The organism is Pseudomonas sp. GW821-FHT01E05 (assembly GCF_059422425.1).
In genome coordinates, this window is the sequence record NZ_JBWKWW010000010.1 from 186855 (window position 1) to 209829 (window position 22975).

Consider the following 22975-nt stretch of genomic DNA (forward strand, 5'->3'; position numbering starts at 1 on the left):
ATCAAAGGCCAATGAGCAGCTGTTCAGCCGACCAAGCGCCGCAACTGCTCGACCACATAATCCTGTTGCTCATCACTCAGGATTGGAAACATCGGCAAGCTGATGGCTTGCGCGTAGTAGCGCTGCGCTTCAGGGAAGTCGCCTTCGGTGAAACCCTGCTCGCGGTAATACGGCTGCAGGTGTACCGGAATATAGTGCAGATTAACCCCGACCCCGGACGCGCGCAGCGCCTCGAAGACCTCTCGATGACTGAGTTTGATCCGCTCGAGCTGCAGGCGTACCACGTACAGATGCCAGGCTGACACTGCACCGGATTGAGCACTTGGCAGGGTCAACGGCAGATCTGCCAGTAACCGATCATAGCGGGCGGCCAGCTCACGACGCCGCGCGATAAAGCCTTCAAGCTTATCCAGTTGCGAAAGCCCCAGCGCGGCCTGAAGGTCAGTAATCCGGTAGTTGAAACCCAGCTCGATCTGCTGGTAGTACCAGGGGCCGTGGCTCGGCTCAGTCATCTGCGCAGGGTCGCGAGTCATGCCGTGGCTGCGCAAACGCTGTAAACGTTCAGCCAATTCCGGGCGATTGGTCAGCACCATCCCGCCTTCGGCACTGGTGATGATTTTCACCGGATGAAAACTGAACACCGTCATTGCCGCGTATTCACCGCACCCCACCGGGCGCCCGCCATAAGAAGCGCCGACCGCGTGAGAGGCATCTTCGATCACCGTGAAGCCATACTGCCCGGCGAGTTTGCCGATGGCCTGCAGGTCACAGCTCTGCCCGGAGAAGGCCACCGCCACCAGCACTTTTGGCAACGTGTCGCTGCGCTCCGCCGCCTTGAGCTTGATCGCCAGCGCGTTGGCATCGAGGTTCCAGGTCAGCGGATCGATATCGACGAAATCCACTTCGGCGCCGCAGTAACGTCCGCAGTTGGCCGACGCCAGGAAAGTATTCGGGGTGGTCCAGAGTCGGTCACCCGGTCCGAGCCCGGCTGCCAGGCAGGCGATGTGCAAGGCCGCGGTGGCGTTGCAGACTGCCACCGCAAAACCGGCCTCGCAACGTTTAGCCATTGCCTGCTCAAAACGCTCGATGGTCGGGCCCTGGGTCAACCAGTCGGACTGCAACACGGCAACCACCGCATCGATATCCGCCTGATCCAGGCTTTGCCGACCGTACGGGATCATGCCGACAGCTCAGCGTGCAGCTCGGCGATCTGCCCGACCGAGAGGAATTGCGGATTGGTGTCGGAGCGGTACTCGAAGTCTTCATTCACCGACTTGCCCCGCTCGCCCAGACCATCCACAGAGAAGTCGACATCAACACTGGTAAAGCGAATCGACGGCTGAATGGTGTAGTGATCGGCAAACTCCAGGGTCATGCGCGCATCGTCGAGGGGCACCATCAGTTCGTGGAGCTTTTCACCCGGACGGATCCCGACGTTTTTATGCGACAGATGTCCGGCCATGCCACTTGCCAGATCGACAATACGAATCGACGGGATCTTCGGTACGAAGACTTCACCACCGTGCATACGGGCAAAGCTGTCGAGCACGAACTGCACGCCATGATCCAGAGTGATCCAGAAGCGGGTCATGCGCTCGTCGGTGATCGGCAGCTGCCGCGCGCCCTCGGCAATCAACTTGCTGAAAAACGGCACGACAGACCCGCGGGAACCGGCAACGTTGCCGTAGCGCACCACGGCAAAGCGGGTTTGCTGATCGCCGGCGATATTGTTCGCCGCGACGAACAATTTGTCCGACAGCAGCTTGGTCGCGCCATACAGGTTGATCGGGCTCGCGGCCTTGTCCGTGGACAAGGCAATGACTTTTTTCACGCCATTGTCGATGGCCGCAGCGATGATGTTTTCCGCGCCGTTGACGTTGGTGCGGATGCATTCGGTGGGGTTGTACTCGGCCGCCGGCACTTGCTTGAGGGCCGCTGCGTGCACCACGTAATCGATGCCGCGCATGGCCTGGCGCAAACGCTCGGCATCGCGCACGTCACCCAGAAAATAACGCATGCAGGGTGCATTGAAGGTCTGCTGCATCTCGTACTGCTTGAGTTCGTCGCGCGAGAACACCACCACGCGCTTGGGCTGGTACTGCTCAAGCAGCCGGCGGATAAAATTGCGGCCGAACGAACCGGTGCCGCCGGAGATGAAAATCGATTTACCGTTGAACATGCCGTGAATCCTTTTACCTGTGCGCCAGACTTAAACCAGCAACCGCGCCCAATCCACACCGCAAGCGCTGCCAAGGGTGAACCCCTTGCCGGTCAGGGCGAGGTTCTTGTTGTAGGCCAGATCGTGCTGGAACAGCCCGGCCCACTTTTCGCGCAAGGCTTCGAGGGCCTGCGGTGCGTCGGGCAGGTTGCCTGGGTGGATGACCTGCACTTGCGGAGTCCACACCACCAGATAGCCGGCCTGGCCCGCTTTCAGGCACAGGTCGACATCACCGAAGGCTTCGGCGAATGCGTTTTCGTCCAGCCCTGCGACTTCGTCGAACAGTGCTTTGCGGATCATCAGGCACACTGCCGAGACGGCCGAATAGTTCTGTTCCAGTACCAGGCGATTCAGGTAGCCCTTGGCATCCTTCGACTCACCGACGAAGGCAGAACCGACACTGTCGTTCATGCCCAGAATCAACCCGGCCTGAGTCACTTTGCCGTCGCGGTCGAGCAGCTTGGCGCCGACCACGCCAACCTCTGGACGCTGGGCCTGGTTGAGCAGGGATTCGAGCCAGTTCGGGTTGACCACTTCACTGTCCGCCGCCAGCAGCACCAGGTATTCACCCTGAGCCTGCTGACCGGCCAGATTGTACAAAGCCGACACACTGAGTCGCTCTTCGGCCCGCAGAACACGGACCTTGTCACCCGGTTGTCCAAGGCCGGCCAGCCACTGCGTGACCTCGGGCGACTGGCTCGCGTTGTCGGCGATCAGTACTTCATAACGGGTGTAGCGGGTTCTCTGCAGAATGCCGGTCAGGCAACGCTGCAACTCCTGCAGGTTGTCCTGGCTGTGAACGATGATCGACACCAACGGACGCTCGGGGTGGCGGTAATCGATGTGATAGGTACCCGGTTCGGTTGAGCTGATTTGCGCCTTGTATCCGCGAGTCGCGAGGTGACGAATCAACGCCTGACGTTCGTGGGCATTGTCTTGCGGCACTGGCGCCCGGGCGATCAACAACGGCTCGTCCAGGTGGGCCAGCCAGGCCATGCCACCCTCCTCGATGATGCGCAGCAGCAAGTCGAATTCCAGTGCCTTGCTGAAGTCGGCCTTGTAACCGCCCGCCTCCAATAGCACATCCTTGCGGATCAGCCAGTGCCGCGCCATCAGCGCCGGCAGGCTTTGCAGCAGGTCGAGGTTGAAGCCTGGACGGAATACATCGACCAATGCGCCATTGGCGTCACGCTGAATCTCATCGGTGGCCACCGCCCGGCATTCGGGGGCGGCTTGCAGTTCCAGACCGGCGCGCAACAGGCCACCGGCGGTGAACTCGTCGCCCGCCTCAGTCAGCAGCAACCAGTCGCACGGCGACTGACGCGCGATCTGATTGAGTTTGTCGACATAGTTGGCCTGGGTCACGCAAACAAAGTGCAGAGTGTTGTGCACTGTCGTCGCCGCCAGCGCCTCGCCGGTAGTGAACACCACGATCTTGAACGCGTGGCTGTGACCTTCCAACAGACTGTCGAGGGTGGTCTGTAGCCTGGCCGCGTCGTTGTCCAGGTCCAGCACCAGAATGCCAAACTGCGGACCACCGTTGTGGGCGGCCAGATAACGCGACGTCGCGGCGACTTCGTCAGCGTCCGGGGTGCGTGCCGCCAGCCACTTGAGCAGGCGACCGGAGCGCATGGCACCGAACACCTCGTCATTGCCTTGAGTCGATACCGCGTCCAGACGCTCGGCCCAGGCGAACATGTCACGTGCGTCGTGCGCTTCGCCCATAAGCTCCAACTGTTGCGCCAGGCGCTTGACCACCCGACGGTTGAACGGGCTGCTGTCGTACGCATACCCCAGCCGCTCGACTACGCTTTCGGCGGTGTCGTTGTTGCGGGGCCGCATCAGGTCTTCCTGCTGGGTCCAGATACCTTCGAGCCCCTGAAGCTGAACGCGGCCGGCCGGCATGGCGTGCAGCAGAAACTCGAACTGGCTCAACAGGTCGAAGAACGCCTGATTGTAGAAAGGCATTTCGACGTACTGCAAAAGCCCGAACCGGCGGTCTGGCCCCTTCTGTACATTGGTCCAGCGCGACTCGAAAATCGGCTCCGCCGTCAGCGCCCGACGGGTGCGCAAGCTGTCGGCCATCGCCTCGAAACTGTCCAGTGCCAACTGCCTGGCCTGTTCCGGGTCGAGGCCGGTGCGGGTACTCGGCAGCGTCGCCAGTAATTGGGCAAACGCCTCACGATCGGCCACCGATTTGGCATCGCCGAGGGTCAGGGTGCTGTAGATCTCGGTGTTGTGTTCCGACTCCAGGTAATTGACCTCTCGCACCACATAAGGAATCGGCAGAATTCGCGCCTTGGCCATTGCCAGCATGTAGTACGCATGGCCGATTTCCTGCCATTCGAAGATGGTGTCCTCCGGCATGACCGCGTACCAGTCACGCAACAACGCGGTGCGGTGAACGGCATAGAACGGCGGGATGTACTGATGCATAAAATCGATGACACGATCCTGAGCGCGCTCGGACGAATAGTCTTCACAGACCTTCTTGTCCCGACGGTAGTAGCTCACGCTGTTGGCCAGGGCCAGGTACATCAGGCAATAGCCATGGCACATGCCGTAATCGGGGTTCGCTTCCAGGAACGAGACCGAAGCGTCGAGGGCATCATGCACGATGAAGTCATCGTCGGCGGCAAACACCATGTAGGGCGTGGTGACTTGCTGCACGCCGTAGTCGAGCTTGGCCCGAATGCCCCAGTAGCCGTACTGCGGCAGGTGCTGATAGTCGACCGAGGGGTACAGGCCATCGATGCCGTCGGTGGCCTGAGTCGAAGAGTCCAGCACCAGAATCCTGCAAGGCAAGGCGCTGTAAAACTTCACCGCACGGCGCGCAAATGCCGGACGGTTGTGGGTAATCAGGACCACCGTCAACAACTCGTTCAGTGGTAATCCGCTTTCAGAACCGTACTTGCCTTGCATAATTTTTCCCCACAACCGGCGTATCGCCCGATGAACTCAACAATGATGTCGTTGCTTAACGAACCCGACGCAGATAGCCGTCCGGCGCCACGGTGATCAGCAGCTTGCTGTGAATCCGTGCATCGATCTCGAAGTCGCGGTTCTCTTCCAGGTAAGCCCAGACCGCGGTTTTCGGATTGTCGCCCTTGCCCCAGGGACGATCCGGGAAGGCATCTTGCGGCATGTCTTCGACCACGGTGTCCATCACCACGCAGTAGCTGCCGACCGAAACCAGCGGTGCATACAGGCGCAACTCTTCAAGCACGTGTTCGTGGGTATGGTTGGAGTCCAGAACCACCAGCACTGTCTTGCCGGCAACCCGCGCACGAACTTCATCGACGATGGCCGGATCGATGCTCGACCCCTGGATCATGCTGATCCGTCGCGCCATCGGGTGGGCTTCAATGGCTTCGCGATTGTGTTGACGAATGTCGATATCCACACCCAGCACTTCGCCGTGGCCGATCAGCTCCAGCATCGAGGCGTAAAACACCAGGGAGCCGCCATGGGCAATGCCCGTTTCGACGATCACATCAGGGCGCAGGTCCCAGATGATTTCCTGCATGGCGACCATGTCCTGAGGGAACTGAATGATCGGCCGGCCCATCCAGCTGAAGTTGTAGGTGTACTTGTGCCTGGCCGTGACACCGACCCAATCCAGCGACTCAGCCTGAAGCTTTTTGTCTTGCTGCAAGCCTTCGATGTTCTGGCTTACTTCTTCACGAAACTGCTCATGAGGATTCATGCAAACACTCCGATACGGGGTTTTTATTAGTTGAAAACCCGGCCGTCCCGATAAGGAACAGTCTGAGTCTTGATAATTCGGGCGGGATTACCCACGACCACCGCGTAGTCAGGGACATCCCTGGTGACCACCGCCCCGGCGCCGACCGTGGCCCAGCGACCGATGCGCAAACGCGGCAGGATGGTGGCGTTGGTGCCGATGAAGGCCCCATCGCCGACCTCGACACAGCCAGCGATAGCGACACCAGGCGCCATGAACACGGAGTGACCGATCCGGCCCTCGTGTCCGATCAGACTGCCGTAACTGATGCTGCTGTTATCGCCCAGGGAGACTTCGGCCTGAATGATCACGCCTTCCTGGAGATAGTTGCCCGTCCCCAATTGCGTCATGGCCAGGTCAATACCCGGGTGCAGAAAGTTGCCCAGTGTTCCGCCGGCTTCGATGATCTGCCGGGTCGTCTCGTAACGGGTTTTGGTATCGCGGGTGATCAGGTTCACGAAGCGCGTGTCCGGTCCCTTCAAGTCGGCCACCCGCTCCACCCCGCCGATCACCGCAATGCCGTAAAACAGCGTGCCGTGCTTGGCCGCATCGTTGTCCAGGAAGGCAAATTTCACCGTGGGGCTGGCACGCTGGACTGAACCAATCATGCGCACCGCTTCAGGGTTCGCCGCGCCCAACAAGTAGACGTTCACAGCAGATTCCTTTGCTTGCAGACGGTGCGAATAACATCGATCACCCGCTGCTGATCGGCATCGCTCATGTCGTGATAGCTCGGCAGGTTGATGGCCCGCTCCGACAGCGAAAACGCCATTGGTGTATCCACCGGTTTATCGGCAAACATCGGTAGCGCCGACAACGGCCAGAAAAACACCCGGGCATCGATGTCGGCAGCTTGAAAGGCTTCGATCAACATCTCCCGAGTGACACCGGTACTGGCGTCGAACACCACCGTGGGCATCCAGTAGCCGTTCCTGGAATGATCCGGTTGCGGGTTCATGGACAGCACCGGGATATCCAGCAGCCCTTGGGCATAACGATCGAAGATCGCGCGCTTGCGTGCGATCAGCTCATCGACACGTTCGATCTGGGCACACCCAATCGCCGCCTGCAGGTTGCTCATCTTGTATTTGAAGCCGATGAAATCCGGCCAGAACTGGCGCGTGCTGCCATTGACCCGGCCGTGATTGGAGAGCGTAAGCACCCGCTCATACAGCGCCTTGTCCGAGGTCACGAAAATCCCGCCTTCCCCGGTGGTCATGGTCTTGGTGCCATGAAAGGAGAACGCACCGAAGGCCCCCAGCGAGCCGGCCGCTTTTCCACGCCATTGCGAGCCAATGGCTTCGGCGGCGTCTTCGACGACGGCAATACCGTGTTCGCGGCCGATATCCAGCAATGCGTCCAGATCGCACAGGTTGCCGTACAGGTGCACCGCCACAATGGCTTTGGTCCGCGGCGTAATGGCTTGCCGGACCTGCTGCGGATCCAGGCACCAGCTGTCCGGCAACACGTCGACAAAGACCGGTGTGGCACCCAGGTAATCGATGGGCGCCGCCGAGGCGATCCAGTTGGTGTTGGCCAGAATCACTTCATCGCCCGGGCCGATACCCAGCGCCGCCATCCCCATGTGCAAGGCACCGGTGCAACTGGACGTCGCGATGGCGTACGGCACGCCCATGTGCTGCGCGAAGGTTTTTTCGAAACGCGTGATGTATTCGTAGCAACGCTCGCCCCAGCCATGCTGCACGGCATCCAGCACATACTTGGCTTCCAGCTCGCCCACACTGGGCTTGGTGTAATGAATTCGGCTCATCTGAAGCTCAACTCCGGAATGGCAACGACAAAACGAGCGCCCCAGTTGCGCACAACTGCGTATTGCTGGGTGATCTCATCCAGCAGATTCCATGGCAGCACCAGGACGTAATCCGGCTTCTCGATTTCAATCCGTTCGGGAGAAACCACGGGAATGCGACTGCCCGGCAAGAACTTGCCCTGCTTGTGCGGGCTGGCATCCGCCACCCAGGCCAGCAGGTCCGGTTTGACCCCCGCATAGTTGAGCAAGGTGTTGCCTTTGGCCGCGGCGCCGTAGCCGACCACCCGCTTGCCGTCGGCCTTGGCCTGCAACAGGAAGCGCAGCAGTTCGTGCTTGATGCGCTCGGCAGCGGGGGCCAGAGTGGCGTAGTACTCCGGGGTTTTCACGCCCGCTGCCAACTCGCTCTGCAATTGCTGCTGCACCGCTGGTTGCACCTCACGGCGCTGGCCATCGGCGCGCTGCACGAAAACCCGCAGTGAGCCGCCATGGGTCGGCAGTTCGCTGACATCGAAGACTTCCAGACCGTTGCGTTCGCACAAACGCTGTACGGCGCTCAGCGACAGATAGGAATAGTGTTCATGGTAAAGAGTGTCGAACTGCTGACCGGCCATCAGCGTCAGCAAGTGAGGAAATTCGAACGTCGCGACGCCGGTCGGCTTGAGCAGGGTTGCAAACCCGCCGAGAAAATCATTGATCTCCGGCACATGGGCCAACACGTTGTTGGCCGCCATCAAATCCGCCGCCCAACCCTCGCCGAGCAACTGCAACGCCGTGTCGCGGCCGAAGAACAGTTCGCGTATTTCCAGCCCCTTCTCCCGCGCAGCTTGCGCCGTGCTGCGGGTCGGCTCGACGCCCAGGCAACGGATACCGCGCTGTGCAACGTACTGCAGCAAGTAACCATCGTTGGCGGCAATTTCCACCACACGACTGTCGGCGCTCAGCCCGAAACGCTCGACCATCTCGGCCACATAGCGCTCGGCATGGGCCAGCCAGGTGCTGGAAAAGGAACTGAAGTACGCATAGTCGGCATCGAACAGACTATCGGCGCTGGTGTAGTCCTGGGTCTGAACCAGCCAGCATGCCTGGCAGACCGCCACTTTCAACGGCACCCACTGCTCGGCCTGCTCCAACTGGTCAGCCCGCAGGTACGCGTTGGACGGTGGCGAGGTGCCCAGATCGATCAACGGCAAAGCCAACGGGATGCCGCAACCTCGGCAGTTCATAGACGCACTCCAGGGAAATGGTCATCGATCCGGGGATGAGCGGCATCCCGGGCCGACAGATTTTTGACAGGGCTGGGCCAGGCAATCGCCAGGCGCGGGTCGAGCACCGACAGGCCACCCTCGTGATCCGGGGCATAATCGGCGCTGTGCAGATAAAGCAGCTCGGCGTCGTCGCTCAGGGTCTGGAAGCCATGGGCGAAGCCGGCCGGAATCAACAGGCTGCGGCCGTCGCCGGCGCACAGATGCTCGGCGTGCCACTGCAGGAAGGTGGCCGAGTCCGGTCGCAGGTCGACCGCAACGTCCCAGACTTCACCGCGCAGACAAGTAATCAGCTTGGCTTCCGGCGCCTGGGCATTCTGATAATGCAAACCACGCACGCTACCGCGCTCACGGGTGCAGGAGTGATTGATCTGACGAATATGGAACGGCTCGCCAAAGGCGCTCAGGCTGCCTTCGCAGAACAGTCGGGCGAAGTGCCCGCGCGGATCTTCATGACGCTTGTGCTGAACACTGAACAAACCGTTGAGAGGCAATGCACTGATCCGGAACTCGCTCACAGCGCCCCCCGGTAAAGGCTCAACTGATCCAGGGTGATGGCACGCATGTCATCACCATTTTCCCAGGCCAGGTGCCAATCCAGGGTCTGCGTCAGGCACTCTTGCAACGACCAGCGCGGTTGCCACGCCAGCAACTGACGGGCACGACTGCTGTCCAGGCGCAAGAGACCGGCCTCATGCAAATCACTCGGTTCTATGCGCAAACCCCGCGCTTGCGGCCAGCGCCTGGAGAGCAGCTCAACCACTTCGCCGACGCTGCACATGTCGCCTTCGCCAGGCCCGAAGTTCCAGGCACCGGCGAATTTCGGCCCATGCTCAAAGAGCCCCGCCGCCAGTTGCAGGTAACCTGCCAGGGGTTCCAGAGCATGCTGCCAAGGGCGAACGGCCTGTGGATAACGCAGGGTTACCGGCTCATTCGCCGACCAGGCCTTGAGCACATCGGGGATCAAACGCTCCGGGGCGAAATCGCCGCCACCGAGGACATTCCCGGCGCGCGCGGTGGCCAGGGCCAGGCCGTGTTCGGCATAACGTTCTGTGGGGAAAAACGAGGCAGCGTATGACTGCGCGAGCAACTCGCAACAGGCCTTGCTGCTGCTGTAAGGATCATGGCCACCGAGGGCTTCGTCCTCACGATAGGGCCACGGCCACTCCTGATTGGCGTAGACCTTGTCGGTGGTCACCAACACGCAGGCACGTACCCCGCCGACCTGGCGAATCGCTTCCAGCAGGTTGAGCGTACCCATGACATTGCTCGAGTAGGTCCCGAGCGGGTCGCGATAGCCTTCACGCACCAGCGGCTGCGCCGCCAGATGCAGGACGATTTCTGGCTGAACCTCGGCGATCAGTTCCAGCAAGGCGGCCAGATCACGCAAATCACCACGCTGATCGTTGATGCCTTCAGCGACGCGCGCCAGTTCGAAAAGGCTCGGCCCGGTGGACGGATCCAGGGCAAAACCGCTGACCTCGGCCCCCAGGCTTTGCAGCCATAACGTCAACCAACTGCCTTTGAAACCGGTGTGACCGGTCAACAGCACCCGCTTGCCGTGCCAGAACTGCGGACTCAGTCCCATTGCTTCCACGGGGCCTCCCCGCTTTGCCACAGATGCTCCAGATGGTTCTTGTCACGCAGGGTGTCCATTGGATGCCAGAAACCATCGTGCTGGAACGCATTCAACTGGCCCTGGGCGGCCAGGGTCGTCAACGGCTCGGACTCCCAGACCGTCTCGTCAGCGGTGATCAGCGGCAGCACTTTGGGCGACAAGACAAAGAAGCCACCATTAATCCAGCCGCCATCACCGCGAGGTTTTTCGGTGAAACCACGAACCAGATCACCGTCACGCTCCAGCGCGCCGTAACGCCCCGGCGGCTGCACCGCCGTGACCGTGGCCAGCTTGCCGTTGCTCAAGTGGAAATCCACCAGCGCGCCGATATTCAGATCCGACACGCCATCGCCGTAGGTAAAACAGAACGCCTTCTCGTCTTCGACGTAACGACTGGCGCGACGCAAACGCCCGCCGGTCATGGTCTCTTCACCGGTGTCGATCAGGGTGACACGCCAAGGCTCGCTGTAGTTCTGGTGAACGTCCATGCGGTTGTTACACATGTCGAAAGTGACGTCAGAGGTGTGCAGGAAGTAGTTGGCGAAGAAGTCCTTGATCGCGTAGCCCTTGTACCCCAGGCAAATCACGAAATCGTGAATTCCGTGTGCGGAGTACTGCTTCATGATGTGCCAGAGAATTGGCTTGCCGCCGATCTCGATCATTGGCTTGGGCTTGAGGTGCGATTCTTCGCTGATCCGCGTACCCAGGCCACCCGCCAGAATAACTGCCTTCATCTTGTCCCCTCTTGTTCGTCACAGGGCTCAGCCAAGCTGTATCAAGCTTTTGCAGGCCTTCTGGATAAAACGCTCAACGCCGCTCGATGCCTTTCAGGCAGCGCCGGAAATGCACGATTTATGGCGATATATGGGGGACTTGCAGGAAACGCGCCAGCTCGAACCGCCACCGGCGCCGGCGCAGACTGCAATCTTTTCAAGGGGCTTTGCGACGGTGTGTGAGGCGGGGTGATCGAGCGGTCAGAATCAAAAGATCGCAGGAGCCTGCGATCTTTTGATGGCGGGCGACTTTAATCGGCCAGCCAGCCATTTTCCCAATACCGTAAATTATCTGCGCGCAGCATGTAATCGCGCAGCACCGCTTCGCGCAGCTCATCACCCATGCGGTAGCTGGCATCCGGGTCGGCCAGGTGCATGCGAATGGCCTGCAGCCATTCATCAGTACTGTTGGTGATGACTCGTGTACACGGCAGATAACCTCGATAGGCTGCGGTGTCGGTACACACCACCGGGTAGCCACAGGCGCCATACTCCAGCAAGCGCAGATTGCTCTTGCAGTCGTTGAAGATATGAAACTCCAGCGGCGCCAGGGCCAGGTCCAGATTCAGACTGGCCAGTTTCGCCGGGTAGATACTGAGGTCGATAACGCCATGGAATTCGTGCATGTAAGGGCGCAATTCCTCCGGGCACATGCCGAAGAAAACCCAATCCACTTCGCTGGCCAATTCGCGGACGACGTCGGCAATGATTGCCAGATCACCCGAGTGACTGGTGCCACCGCCCCAACCTACCCGTGGTTTTCTCGAGGTGCGGCGCTGACTGCGCAGATCGCCCCATAGCTCGGTCGCCAGCATGTTCGGTACGACCCGAATGTCATGGTGCATGGACGACAACGCATCGGCCAGAGGCTGGGTCGATACCACCACCCGATCACACAGACCGATGGCGCGCCGGACCAGACGTTCCATCTCGACGTTGTCCGGCATATTGCGAATGTGCACGTTTTTTTTCGGGGCCTGGATGACATAGTCATCCAGCTCGAAAATCAGTCGGGCGTTGGTGTAGGGTTTCAAATTGGCGATCTCATTGATCGGCCCTTCGCTGTAGCGCCCCTGCAAAACGATAACATCGGGCGATTCGCGCTCGATCTCGATGATCGTAGGCAGGTCATGGTAGATACGCCCACCCGCCCGGCCCGCCGCCTCCAGCTCAACCAGTGGCTGTATCACCCGATAATGCCCGACGGCCGAGGAGTTGACCGGCAGGCCCATCACCTTCGGTACCTGGCGAATGGAAAACGGGTTCCATCCTGTGCGCAAGCCTGGCTCCAGACTGAAACTGGAGCCCCCCAGCGTATTCAACATCAGGTTAGGGTTGTAAGCCGGATCGCGGGCAACGACGGGCAGCCAGCGCTGGTAGAACCTTTCCTGTTCCTTTCCTCGAAGCGCCTGCTGGGCAACGTCCGGCGCTACTGCAGGTTGGGTTCCGAGAGCCAACTGGGCATACGGCGTCCATACCACCAGATAGCCGCTTTGGCGGACACGCAGACACAGATCCACCTCGCTGAGGGTCGAGGCGAAGTCCTGCTCTTGAAGACCGCCCACACTGTCAAAGACCTGTTTGCGCACCATCAGGCAATCGGCACCGACCGCACTCAAGTCCTGGACCACCTGCAACCGGTGCATGTAGCCCACCGCGTCCAGCGAATCGCCGAAAAACGGCGAACCGGCCGGCCCTTGCAGCCCGAGAATGAGGCCAGCATGCAGAATACGACCATCCGGGTTGAACAGCTTGGCCCCCACCACACCGACTTCCGGGCGCTGCCCATGGTTGAGCAGCTCATCCAGCCAGTCCGCATGGGTGACCACCACATAAGGGTCGAGCATCAGCAAGTATTCGCCCTGTGCCTGCTGCGCCGCGAAGTTGCGAATCGCCGCGACATTACCCTGCTGCGGATACTCCAGCACCCGCAACCTGTCACTGCCCAACTGCGCCATACCGGCCAGCCAGTCGAGCGCCTGCGGGGTTTCACTGCCGTTGTCGATCAGCAACAGCTCGTATTCGCTGTAGGCGGTTTTCTCCAGCAGGCTCTCGACACAGCGTTGCAGCACCGCCAACTGGTCCTTGCAGACAATGATGATCGACACCAGCGGCCGTTCCGCGTGCCGGTAATCGACGCGATTGAGCAGAGTAAAACTGCCTTGGCGAATCTCATGGGCAACCCCCATACGCTGAAGATGCGCCTCCAGCACCTGCGGGTTGAGTTCGATCACCTCGGGCAACGCGAGCCACTGAGACAAGCCAAGCGTCGATTCCAGCAATACCTCGGCGATATGTTCGACGGCCTGAATGCCGTCATCCTCGACCATGCGCCAAAGCACATCGTGCGGTGCCAGCTCGCCATAGCGCGAGTTGAAACCGCCCAGCGCCAGGAAGCGCTCGCGCTCAAATGCCAGAGACCGTCCTACATAGGGGTAACTGCGCATGAGGTCCAGATTGAAGTCCGGCTTGAAGACGGGGTCTGCCGATTCACCGTCACGCAAACCACCCTCATCGCCGTAGATGCACAGAGCGCTTGGCGAGGCGCAGATACGCTCGGCCAGCAGCAGCAACGCTGGCTCCACCAGACGATCTGCGGCACGCACGACATAGAACCAGTCAACCCCGTCCAGTTGTGCCAGCAACTCATTGAGCTGCTGGCACCAATCTTCCTGCAACGGCAAGGTGAATACCCGCTCATCGAGCTGCGCTTCGGTACAGGCACTGGACAATACCAGTATCAGTTCCGGCGCATAGAGCTGCCCGGCAAGGCTCTGAAGGGTGATATCCAGACCGGCGCGGCTGGCTTGCTCATCGATGATGATCGGAACAATTTTCGGCTGCCGCGACCAACCGGCCAACGTTTCCGGCAATAGACGCCGCTGAGTATCACTGAGCGTGCGACAGGCCAGCCACTGCGCGTAAAGCTGGGAAAAACTTTCGCTGGCGATGCCAACCCGATATTCCTGGTTGGCCTGCCGCGCGCCCAGGGTTCGACTCAAGGGCAACTCGTCCCAGACCCTCGGCGCCTCATCGGCCCGGGCCAACGGCAGATAACGAACCCAGCCAGCCGCAGGTGCTCCCTCGCCACCACGAACCTTGAGCATTTGCACCAGCCATTGCTTTTCCGTGTCGGCCGCATCTTTCATCGGCTGCTGACGTATCAGCCGTTCCGGATACTGGCGCTCGACACTCAGGACATAGTTCAGCTGCGCCAGATTGCCCCGTCGCAGCAGGCAAATGTACAAGGCAAGATCGAGCGATGCGACAAAGCAATGACCGGGCTGAGTCAAAGCCGGCAACAACTCCAGCACATCCTCACGGCGAAACAGTGCACTGCTGAACCCACCGAGGAAGTTGACCGGAAAGCTCTCGAAAATCGCCAGCAGGTCATCGCCCTTGAACATCCCGCATACAGGCGAGAGCGTGCTGTTCTCCAGGCGCGACGGCAAGGGGTGATCGTCAGCGTCCCAGAACACCCGCTGAGCGAGCACCAGATTGATATCCGCCTGCTCGATCAGCACTTGCGCCTGGCGCTCGATACAGGCTGGGGACAGTTGATCGTCATCACAGAGAAACTTGATGAACTCGCCTTGCGCCTGCTCCAGACACGCCTGCAGATTGCCGACAAAACCCAGCGTCTGTGGGTTTCGTACATAGCGCACGCGCCCTGCCGCCTCTGCGGTCAACGACTCGACAACCTGCTTGATTTCATCGTTGCGACTGTCATCGCACACAATGATCTCCAGGTTCGCGTAGTGCTGGATCAAGGCGCTGCGCAGGGCCCTGCCGAAAAAGCGTGGATTGAAGGCGGGAATGACAAGGCTGACTAGCGGGACTGGATTCACGGCAGGGCTCTCAAGCGGCGGGGCTCACCCGGTCGGGTGAACCCCTGAAACCGCTGAAAAAAGGCGGTTGGTATTCGGCGGTTGTTACGATCGGGCGCTTACTCGCCAGCCCCCCCTTAGATCTTGTTGAACAGGCCCAGCTGACTGACTTTGCTGAACGCCAGTTGCGCTGCCTGCAACATGGTTTGCTGCAGGGTCAGGCGAGTCATGACCTCGGCCGTGTCGGAGTCGCGAATCGCCGACTGGCTGGCTTTGTTGGCAAGCACCAGGCTCTCATTGGTTGTCGTTTGATCATCCAGGACCTGGCCGCGTACGCCCACGGAAGTGATTTGCGAACCCACCTGCGCCTGCGCACTGTCCAGGTTACCAATGCCCGAAGCCACCGCCGCTTGCATTTTTTGCAAGGCGACCGGGTTGTTATCGGCCGGCGTATTCAACGCGGTACGCAACTGCCCCAGGGTGTCCAGAACGTTCTGGGTCTGGTGGTTATTGGTCTGGACCACGAATTGATCACCGGCCGCCGGAGTACCGCCGAGGGTGAATGTGACCCCGGCCGCCGTCGCCGTGGCGCCCGCCATGATGCCCGAGGAAACCGGTTTGCTGCCTGCCGTGATCGGCGAAGCATAAAGATCGTAAGCGGTGGCACTGGTGAACTTGAGGATCGCCCCGCCCGCCGGGAAGGTGCTGTTATAGGCCGCCGAGTTGCTCTGGACAGCGCCAGTGATCACCGCCGTGGAAGGGTTGCCCGCGCTACGCGATGCGTTGATGGTGTCCGCCTGGGCCGACAACTGGAACGTATGGCCGGCAATCACCGCATCCGGGACATCCCCTGACTTCAGATTGATGTTCAAGCTCAGGTCGACACCACGGAAACTGACAGTCTGGTTGGCGCCGTTGCTATTGCTGATCACACCGTTCTGGCTGGCTTCGGCGGTAACATCATTGCCCAGGCTATCGGTGATCTGCAGCTGCGTACTGCTGAGAAAGTTCACGGTGTAGGGCTGACCAGCGGCAAATTTGGAATCGTAAGTCCCGGTGTTGCTGACCTGACCGTTGGACAGCGTCACCCGACCGTCATCCACCGCCGGTGCCGTCATGCTGCTCTGGGTGCGACTGGTGTTGATCGCCTGCTGGAAAGCATCCCAACCCGTGGTGTTGCTGGCGACCGACATGGAATCGCCGATGGCCAGGTTCAACCTGGACTGGTCGCCATTGTAACTGTAGGTGCCGTCGGAGTTTGCCGTGTACGGCGGCGTACTGGTTTTCGAACCGCCGAACAGATAGTTGCCGTTGGCATCCTGACTGTTCATCAGGCCCAACACCTGACTCTGGATTTGCCCCAACTCCTGGGCAGCGGCCTGGCGGTCCGCATCGGTCTGGGTACCGTTATTGGCGCCGAGCGCCAACTCCTTGGCCCGCTGCAAGGCATTGCCAATGGAACTCAGGGCTGTTTCCGACTGGCTGTACGCACCCTTCAGGCTACTGATGTTGCCGGCGTACTGATCCAGCATCGAACTCTGCTGCCCGAGCTGCAGCAATCGAGCGGCACCTATCGGATCATCGGCGGCCGTGTTGAGCTTGGTCATGCTGCTGGCTTCGGCACTGCTCTTGATCATGTTTGTGTAGGTGCGCTGGTAGTTAGCGGCGGTCGTTTCGTAATACTGGGCGGTAGAAATGCGCATGAATTACGACTCCTTAAAGACTGTTGATCAGCGTGCTGAAGGTTTCCTGCGCAGCCTTGATGATCTGCGAAGAGGCCGTGTAGTACTGCTGGTACTTGACCAGATTGCCGGTCTCTTCGTCCAGATCGACGCCGGACAGGGAGTCGCGGGCACTCTTGGCCTGGGTCAGAATCGCCGTGGTGGCGTCATTGTCAGACTTGCCCTGGGCGGCTTGGGCGCCGACGTTGGAAACCAGTCTGCCGTAGGCATCCGAGAGGCTGATGCCTTTACTCGCCGAACCGGTATCGACCGTCTGTTTGCTCTGCAAGCCAACGAGCGCCGTACTGTTGCGGTTGTCCGAGGAGCTTGCGCCAGTCAACGAAATACTGAAGCTTTCACCGGTGGCGGGTGAGCCTGCGACCGTCGTTTGAACCGTGAAGGTCTTCTGCACTGCCGGCACGACCGTGTTGTCCATGATCGGATTGCCGCTACCATCGATCATGTTCACTTGCAGGTTAAGGGTATTGCTTTGACCGGGAACGATAGTGCCCGTGCCCATGCTGGCGCCCTTGGCATCGTAGAGCGTATAGCCCTGGCTACCGGCGCTCGCGGCATTGAACACCAGTTTGACCGGCGTCGAATACGTGAGCCCGGTTTGCAGATCGGTACTGGCCGCGGGATCGTAAATATCCAGGGTGCTGGTCAGTGTTGGCTGGCTGTAGGTACCCTTGTTGTTGGCGCTGGTGACTCCGGTCAGAGGTGCCGCTGCAGCGATTTTCTTCGGATCGGTGAGCACGGTCTGGATATCAGTGGCGCCACTGCGGGTCGGCGTTACCTTGAAGGTATCGCCAGCGCTCATGGCGCCGCCACTGAGTGTCATGTTGAAGCCGTCGATGACCGGAGGCGGTGTAGTGGTGGTGCTGAAGGTACCCATGTTGGTGCCATCGGAGCGTTTGACGCTGTAGTCCGTGGCAGTGCTGAAGGTCACCTGATAATCGTTGGCGGTCAGTTTGCTGGTGTCTTTGATGGTGACATTCAGGTTTCCGGAACCTGCGCTGTTGCCCGTCTGGGCAATGCTGCGCTGACTGATCAGCGCCGCGCTGTTGATATCGCCGAAGATCGCCGAACCAAAGTCGCCATTCTTGTCGATGCCCTGGGCCTGCTGACTGTTCATCTGATCGGCGACAACCAACGCGACCCGCCCCAACTCGTTCATCGCCGGGTCGAGCACTTCGTTGCGATAACGCAGCAAGCCACCGATCTGGCCGCCGGTCACCACCGACGTGATATCGATGGTGCTCGAACCGCGATTCAACTGGAGCGTCGAACGGCTCGGATCGGTCTTGCCCGGCACGGTTTCCAGGGTGTTGGTGGTATTGCCCATCACCAGCGGCTGGCCACTGCCGATGTAGACGTCGTAATTCGTGCCGCGCTCCACCACCTGGGTACCGACCAGCGCGGACAACTGACGGACCGACTCGTTACGCTTGTCGAGCAGGTCGTTCGGCGCACTGGCGCCACCCGACACTTGAGAGATCTGCTGGTTGTACTGAGCGATCGTGGTTGCCAGTTTGTTCACCTGGGACGACAGGTCCGACAGGTTGGTGTTGATGCCGGTGCTCTGGTCGGTCAACTGTTTGGAAATCGAGTTGAAGCGATCACTCAAGGCCTGGGCATTGGTCAGCACCGACTGACGGGACGCATCATCGGTCGGCGTGCTCGACACACTTTGCAGGGAAGTGAAAAACTTCTGCAGCGCACCGGTGACGCCGGTGTTGCTGTCGGACAGCAGCGTGTCGGTCGGCGTGACCTGCGCCAGGTAGGACGACGAATCGCTGCTGAGCGAGGTCGAAGTGCGTAACTGGGCATCCAGGTAGGCGCTATAGACCCGGCGCACATCCGCCAGGGTCGTGCCAGTGCCGATGAAAACGCTGCCGTACTGATTCGAGGCCTTGCTGCTCTGCACGGTTTGCTGGCGCGAATAACCGGCGGTATCAACGTTGGCAATGTTGTTGCCGGTCGTCGCCAGAGACGATTGGCTCGAAGCCAGACCCGACAAGCCGATATTGAGCAAACTCATGATTCAAACCTTATAAATTCGTGGAAGCGCCCGCCGCAGCGTAGTTCTGGTAGCTCTTCATCTGTTTCGCTATCTGCGAAATCTTGCTTGCGTAATCCGGATCTGTTGCATACCCGGCTTTTTGCAATTCGCGTACAAACTGTTCTGGGTTATCGGCCGACTTCAGCACATCTTGATAGCGATTGTTGCTTTGCAACATGGTCACCAAGTCATGGAAGCTGTCCTGATAAGAGTCATAGGAGCGGAACTCAGCCGTCTCCTTGACCATCTCGCCATTTCTGAATTCGCTGGTGATCGCACGGGCCTGAGCGCCCTGCCAACTGCTGCTGGCCTTGATCCCGAACAGGTTGTGGCTGCTGGTGCCGTCCTGCTGACGCATCACCGATTTACCCCAGCCGGTTTCCAGCGCAGCCTGGGCGACCAGATAGCGCGGATCGACGCCGATCCGGTCAGCCGCCTGCTGCGCCAACGGCATCATGGTCGCGACGAATTCGTCAGGGGAACTGAACGACTGCCTGGCTGGCGCCAAGGGCGGCTGAGCCACGGCACGACCGTAAATCTGCATCTGTCCACGGGGTGCAACGACACTTCGCGCGGTCAGCCGGTCACCCTTGATCACCGCATCCGTAGCGGCGGTGGTGCGGCTCGGCACAGCGGTTCTAGCAGTGGTATCCGTGGCATTCGCAGCCGAAGGAACAATCCCCGCCAGCAAGCGATCGGTCATTTTGCTCGGCAACGACAAACGTCGCTGATTGAGCAATGCCATGTCGTTATGCACCGCGCCATTGGCGGACTTGTGCGGGTCCACGGCGCGCGATGCCCACAGCGGACGCTGACCATTGAGACGAGTCAATGGGCCATCCACCGCGCTGGTGCCCGCGGCAATGGCAGTAGGCGTCGATACCCTGGTCTCTGGCGCGGCGCCCGGCAATGCTGACTCTGTGGCAGCAGTGGCCGGGTGGGCTTTCGACATTTGCCGCATCAGCACGTCAGCCAGACCGATACCACCACCCTGACGAGACAAGGAAACCGCCAGCTGCTGGTCGTACATTTCCTGGTATTGCTTGGCCGCTGGCGTGTTGAGCGGATTGTCCTTGCCCAGCGCCTCGGTGGCCGAGCGCATGGACTTAAGCATTTCGCCGAGGAACAGCGATTCGAACTCCTGCGCGACTTTGCGCATGTTGCCGTCACTGTTCTTGTCGCCGACCTTGAGCTGGTTAAGCCGGTTGAGGTCGGAGTAAGCCCCCGAGTCGCCAGTGGTGACCAGACCGCTCTTGCGAATATCCATGGCCGCCATATCAGATCACGATCAGGTCGGCTTGCAAGGCGCCGGCCTGTTTCAAGGCTTCCAGGATTGCCATCAAGTCACCCGGCGCAGCGCCAACCTGATTCACCGCCCGGACGATTTCGTCGAGCGTGGTACCCGGACCGAACTTGAACATCGGCTTGGCTTCTTGCTGGGCACTGACCCGCGAGCGCGGCACGACCGCCGTCTGGCCGTTGGACAGAGGGCCCGGCTGGCTGACGATCGGGTCTTCGGTAATGGTCACGGTCAGGCTGCCATGGGTCACGGCGGCCGGTGACACCTTGACGTTCTGGCCGATCACAATGGTGCCGGTGCGCGAATTGATGATGACCTTGGCCACCGCCTGCCCCGGATCGACTTCGAGGTTTTCCAGGATCGACAGGTAGTCGACGCGCTGACTCGGATCCAGTGGCGCCGTCACCCGAATCGAACCGCCATCGATGGCTTGAGCGACCCCAGGGCCCAGCATGTCGTTGATCTTGTCGACAACGCGCTTGGCGGTGGTGAAGTCTGAACGGTTGAGGTTAAGAGTCAGGCTGTTGCCCTGATTGAAACCGCTCGGCACCGCACGCTCGACGGAGGCACCACCGGGAATCCGGCCGGCCGACGGAACGTTGACGGTGATCTTCGAACCATCGCGACCTTCAGCATCAAAACCACCGACCACCAGATTACCTTGAGCGATGGCGTAGACGTTGCCGTCGATACCCTTGAGCGGTGTCAGCAGCAAGGTACCGCCACGCAGGCTCTTGGAGTTACCGATGGAGGACACGGTGATATCCACCTGCTGCCCCGGCTTGGCGAACGCCGGCAAATCTGCACTGATCGATACCGCTGCGACGTTCTTCAACTGCACGTTGCCCGAGCCTGCCGGCACCTTGATACCGAACTGCGACAGCATGTTGTTGAAGGTCTGCAGGGTGAACGGGGTTTGCGTGGTCTGGTCACCCGTGCCGTTAAGCCCGACAACCAGGCCATAGCCGATCAACTGGTTGGAACGTACGCCCGAAATACTCGCGATGTCCTTCAGCCGCTCGGCATGAGCATCCAGGGAGATCGACAGCAAAACCATGGCCGCCATCAGGTGCTTGAAATTCAACATGGGGCGGGTCATCACCTAGAAAGGGAACAGCGGGCTGAGGAAGAAACGGTCGAACCAGCCTGGCTGACTCGTATCGGCAAACGAACCGGTACCCGAATACGTGATACGCGCATCGGCGATCCGGGTCGAAGACACGGTGTTGTCGGTGGCGATATCGTCAGCTCGTACCAGACCGGCAATCCGCACCAGCTCATCGCCGGTATTGAGGGTCATCCACTTCTCGCCGCGCACGGCGATGATGCCGTTAGGCAAGACTTCAGCGACGGTCACGGTGATCGAACCGGTCAGGCTGTTGCCCTGCCCGGCCTTGCTGTCACCCTTGGTCGCGCGGTCACCGTTGTAGCTGGCGTCCAGACTCAAATCACCACTGCCAAACGGGTTATTGGTGTTGGGCGTACTACCGAACAGCGAGGTCAGGCCGATGCTGGTCTTACTGGTCTTGGCCAGTTGCGAGTTGGCATTTTTACTGGCCTGGGTTTTCTCGTTCAGGGTGATGGTGATGATGTCACCGACCCGGAACGCCTTGCGGTCACCGTACAGGTTCTGTTCGAAACCGGCCTGGTAGATCGAACCGTTGTTCGCCGCAGCAGGCAACGGCGTACGCGGCAACACCGGCGCGTAGTAAGGGTCATTGGGCTTCGGCGTCGGGCCGACACAGCCCGCGAGCACAGCGATCCCACTCAGTGCCAGAACAGAAACAAACCGATTCATGACCTTACCTCACGGTATTGCAGGCGACCTCAGGCCGCCCCATAGACTTGATTACAGATTCTGCGTTACGTACGAGAGCATCTGGTCGGCGGTGGAGATCACCTTGGAGTTCATCTCGTAAGCACGCTGAGTGGTGATCATGTTGACCATCTCCTCAACGGTGCTGACGTTGGAGGTTTCCAGGGTGTTCTGCAGCGTGGTCCCGAAACCGTTCAGGCCTGGCGTGCCGATTTGCGGCGCGCCGCTGGCGGCGGTTTCGTGGAACAGGTTGCTACCAGCCGCTTGCAGACCGGCCGGGTTGATGAAATCGGCGGTTTGCAGGTTGCCGATCACTTGCGACGCAGCGCTACCGGCGGTCGTGATCGAAACGGTACCGTCCTGGCCTACGGTGAAGGTTTGCGCATTGTTTGGAACGACGATCGCCGGCTCCAGAGCGAAGCCGTTGGCCGTCACGATCTGGCCGTTGGAGTCCAGGTGGAAGGTACCGTCACGGGTATAGGCGGTCGTGCCATCCGGTTGCAGGATCTGGAAGAAGCCGCGGCCATTGACGGCCAGATCCAGAGGCTGCTCGGTGGTTTGCAGGCTACCGGCAGTGAAGTTCTTCTGGGTACCGACAATGCGCACACCGGTACCCACTTGCAGGCCCGATGGCAACGAACTGTCCTGGGTCGACTGGGCACCTGGCTGACGCTTGATCTGGTACAGCAAGTCCTGGAACTCGGCACGGTCACGCTTGAAGCCCGTGGTCGAGACGTTCGCCAGGTTGTTGGAAATAGTCGTGAGGTTGGTGTCCTGGGCGGACAGACCTGTTTTGGCAACCCATAGAGCCGGAAGCATTCGATTCTCCTCGCGCGCCTGTTTTACGGCGCTACGTTCTGAT

At 60.1% G+C, this 22975-nt stretch carries 17 protein-coding genes; all 17 read right to left on the reverse strand.

Translation table 11 applies throughout. The annotated features are described in order from the left end of the window. Positions 1–23: 23 nt before the first annotated feature. Positions 24–1181 (reverse strand): UDP-4-amino-4,6-dideoxy-N-acetyl-beta-L-altrosamine transaminase, encoded by a 1158-nt coding sequence (gene pseC, locus AC07W5_RS22165; RefSeq protein ID WP_495024331.1) that lies wholly within the window; start codon positions 1179–1181, stop codon positions 24–26. Continuing rightward, on the reverse strand, positions 1178–2179 hold the full coding sequence (pseB, locus tag AC07W5_RS22170) for a UDP-N-acetylglucosamine 4,6-dehydratase (inverting) (RefSeq protein ID WP_494994237.1): 1002 nt from the start codon (positions 2177–2179) through the stop codon (positions 1178–1180). The genes pseC and pseB overlap by 4 nt, the downstream gene beginning before the upstream one ends. Positions 2180–2209: 30 nt before the next feature. Further along, positions 2210–5140 (reverse strand): TIGR00180 family glycosyltransferase, encoded by a 2931-nt coding sequence (locus AC07W5_RS22175; RefSeq protein WP_495024332.1) that lies wholly within the window; start codon positions 5138–5140, stop codon positions 2210–2212. 55 nt (positions 5141–5195) lie between these two features. After that, a complete protein-coding gene (locus AC07W5_RS22180) occupies positions 5196–5924 on the reverse strand; it encodes a cephalosporin hydroxylase family protein (RefSeq protein WP_495012220.1) in 729 nt (242 codons plus the stop codon). A 26-nt stretch (positions 5925–5950) separates the two neighbouring features. Beyond that, positions 5951–6616, reverse strand: a complete 666-nt coding sequence (locus AC07W5_RS22185; RefSeq protein WP_495012221.1) for an acetyltransferase — start codon at positions 6614–6616, stop codon at positions 5951–5953. Next, complete coding sequence (locus tag AC07W5_RS22190; protein ID WP_495012222.1) at positions 6613–7734, reverse strand: DegT/DnrJ/EryC1/StrS family aminotransferase; 1122 nt, start codon at positions 7732–7734, stop codon at positions 6613–6615. Before AC07W5_RS22190 ends, AC07W5_RS22185 begins: the two co-directional genes overlap by 4 nt. Continuing rightward, the gene (locus AC07W5_RS22195) at positions 7731–8957 is read right to left on the reverse strand and encodes a methyltransferase domain-containing protein (RefSeq protein ID WP_495024333.1); all 1227 of its coding nucleotides are present in this window, start codon (positions 8955–8957) and stop codon (positions 7731–7733) included. The genes AC07W5_RS22190 and AC07W5_RS22195 overlap by 4 nt, the downstream gene beginning before the upstream one ends. Continuing rightward, complete coding sequence (locus AC07W5_RS22200; RefSeq protein WP_495024334.1) at positions 8954–9514, reverse strand: dTDP-4-dehydrorhamnose 3,5-epimerase family protein; 561 nt, start codon at positions 9512–9514, stop codon at positions 8954–8956. The genes AC07W5_RS22195 and AC07W5_RS22200 overlap by 4 nt, the downstream gene beginning before the upstream one ends. Then, the gene (gene rfbG, locus AC07W5_RS22205; RefSeq protein ID WP_494994244.1) at positions 9511–10593 is read right to left on the reverse strand and encodes a CDP-glucose 4,6-dehydratase; all 1083 of its coding nucleotides are present in this window, start codon (positions 10591–10593) and stop codon (positions 9511–9513) included. Before rfbG ends, AC07W5_RS22200 begins: the two co-directional genes overlap by 4 nt. Beyond that, positions 10575–11348 carry a glucose-1-phosphate cytidylyltransferase gene (gene rfbF, locus AC07W5_RS22210; protein ID WP_494994245.1) on the reverse strand — a complete coding sequence of 258 codons (774 nt, stop codon included), beginning with the start codon at positions 11346–11348 and terminating at the stop codon, positions 10575–10577. The genes rfbG and rfbF overlap by 19 nt, the downstream gene beginning before the upstream one ends. 290 nt (positions 11349–11638) lie before the next feature. After that, positions 11639–15235 (reverse strand): glycosyltransferase, encoded by a 3597-nt coding sequence (locus tag AC07W5_RS22215; RefSeq protein ID WP_495024335.1) that lies wholly within the window; start codon positions 15233–15235, stop codon positions 11639–11641. 116 nt (positions 15236–15351) lie between these two features. Further along, entirely contained in the window at positions 15352–16917 is a 1566-nt protein-coding gene (locus AC07W5_RS22220) for a flagellar hook-associated protein 3 (RefSeq protein ID WP_495024336.1), read from the reverse strand. Positions 16918–16930: 13 nt separating this feature from the next. Continuing rightward, positions 16931–18976, reverse strand: coding sequence for a flagellar hook-associated protein FlgK (gene flgK / locus AC07W5_RS22225; RefSeq protein ID WP_495024337.1), 2046 nt, complete (start codon positions 18974–18976; stop codon positions 16931–16933). A gap of 10 nt (positions 18977–18986) precedes the next feature. Then, positions 18987–20264: a flagellar assembly peptidoglycan hydrolase FlgJ gene (flgJ, locus tag AC07W5_RS22230; RefSeq protein ID WP_495024338.1), complete on the reverse strand. Its 1278-nt coding sequence runs from the start codon at positions 20262–20264 to the stop codon at positions 18987–18989. Positions 20265–20274: 10 nt separating this feature from the next. After that, the gene (locus AC07W5_RS22235; protein ID WP_494994250.1) at positions 20275–21384 is read right to left on the reverse strand and encodes a flagellar basal body P-ring protein FlgI; all 1110 of its coding nucleotides are present in this window, start codon (positions 21382–21384) and stop codon (positions 20275–20277) included. A gap of 15 nt (positions 21385–21399) precedes the next feature. Beyond that, positions 21400–22095 carry a flagellar basal body L-ring protein FlgH gene (gene flgH / locus AC07W5_RS22240; RefSeq protein ID WP_494994251.1) on the reverse strand — a complete coding sequence of 232 codons (696 nt, stop codon included), beginning with the start codon at positions 22093–22095 and terminating at the stop codon, positions 21400–21402. A 51-nt stretch (positions 22096–22146) separates the two neighbouring features. Further along, positions 22147–22932 carry a flagellar basal-body rod protein FlgG gene (flgG, locus tag AC07W5_RS22245; protein ID WP_494994252.1) on the reverse strand — a complete coding sequence of 262 codons (786 nt, stop codon included), beginning with the start codon at positions 22930–22932 and terminating at the stop codon, positions 22147–22149. Positions 22933–22975 lie beyond the last annotated feature (43 nt).

Coding starts and splice junctions, on each gene's coding strand:
- flgG (WP_494994252.1), bottom strand. CDS start 22,932: ATGCTTCCGGCTCTATGGGTTGCCAAAACAGGTCTGTCCGCCCAGGAC.
- AC07W5_RS22220 (WP_495024336.1), bottom strand. CDS start 16,917: ATGCGCATTTCTACCGCCCAGTATTACGAAACGACCGCCGCTAACTAC.
- AC07W5_RS22180 (WP_495012220.1), bottom strand. CDS start 5,924: ATGAATCCTCATGAGCAGTTTCGTGAAGAAGTAAGCCAGAACATCGAA.
- flgH (WP_494994251.1), bottom strand. CDS start 22,095: ATGAATCGGTTTGTTTCTGTTCTGGCACTGAGTGGGATCGCTGTGCTC.
- pseB (WP_494994237.1), bottom strand. CDS start 2,179: ATGTTCAACGGTAAATCGATTTTCATCTCCGGCGGCACCGGTTCGTTC.
- flgK (WP_495024337.1), bottom strand. CDS start 18,976: ATGAGTTTGCTCAATATCGGCTTGTCGGGTCTGGCTTCGAGCCAATCG.
- pseC (WP_495024331.1), bottom strand. CDS start 1,181: ATGATCCCGTACGGTCGGCAAAGCCTGGATCAGGCGGATATCGATGCG.
- rfbF (WP_494994245.1), bottom strand. CDS start 11,348: ATGAAGGCAGTTATTCTGGCGGGTGGCCTGGGTACGCGGATCAGCGAA.
- AC07W5_RS22195 (WP_495024333.1), bottom strand. CDS start 8,957: ATGAACTGCCGAGGTTGCGGCATCCCGTTGGCTTTGCCGTTGATCGAT.
- flgJ (WP_495024338.1), bottom strand. CDS start 20,264: ATGGATATTCGCAAGAGCGGTCTGGTCACCACTGGCGACTCGGGGGCT.
- AC07W5_RS22190 (WP_495012222.1), bottom strand. CDS start 7,734: ATGAGCCGAATTCATTACACCAAGCCCAGTGTGGGCGAGCTGGAAGCC.
- AC07W5_RS22175 (WP_495024332.1), bottom strand. CDS start 5,140: ATGCAAGGCAAGTACGGTTCTGAAAGCGGATTACCACTGAACGAGTTG.
- AC07W5_RS22235 (WP_494994250.1), bottom strand. CDS start 21,384: ATGTTGAATTTCAAGCACCTGATGGCGGCCATGGTTTTGCTGTCGATC.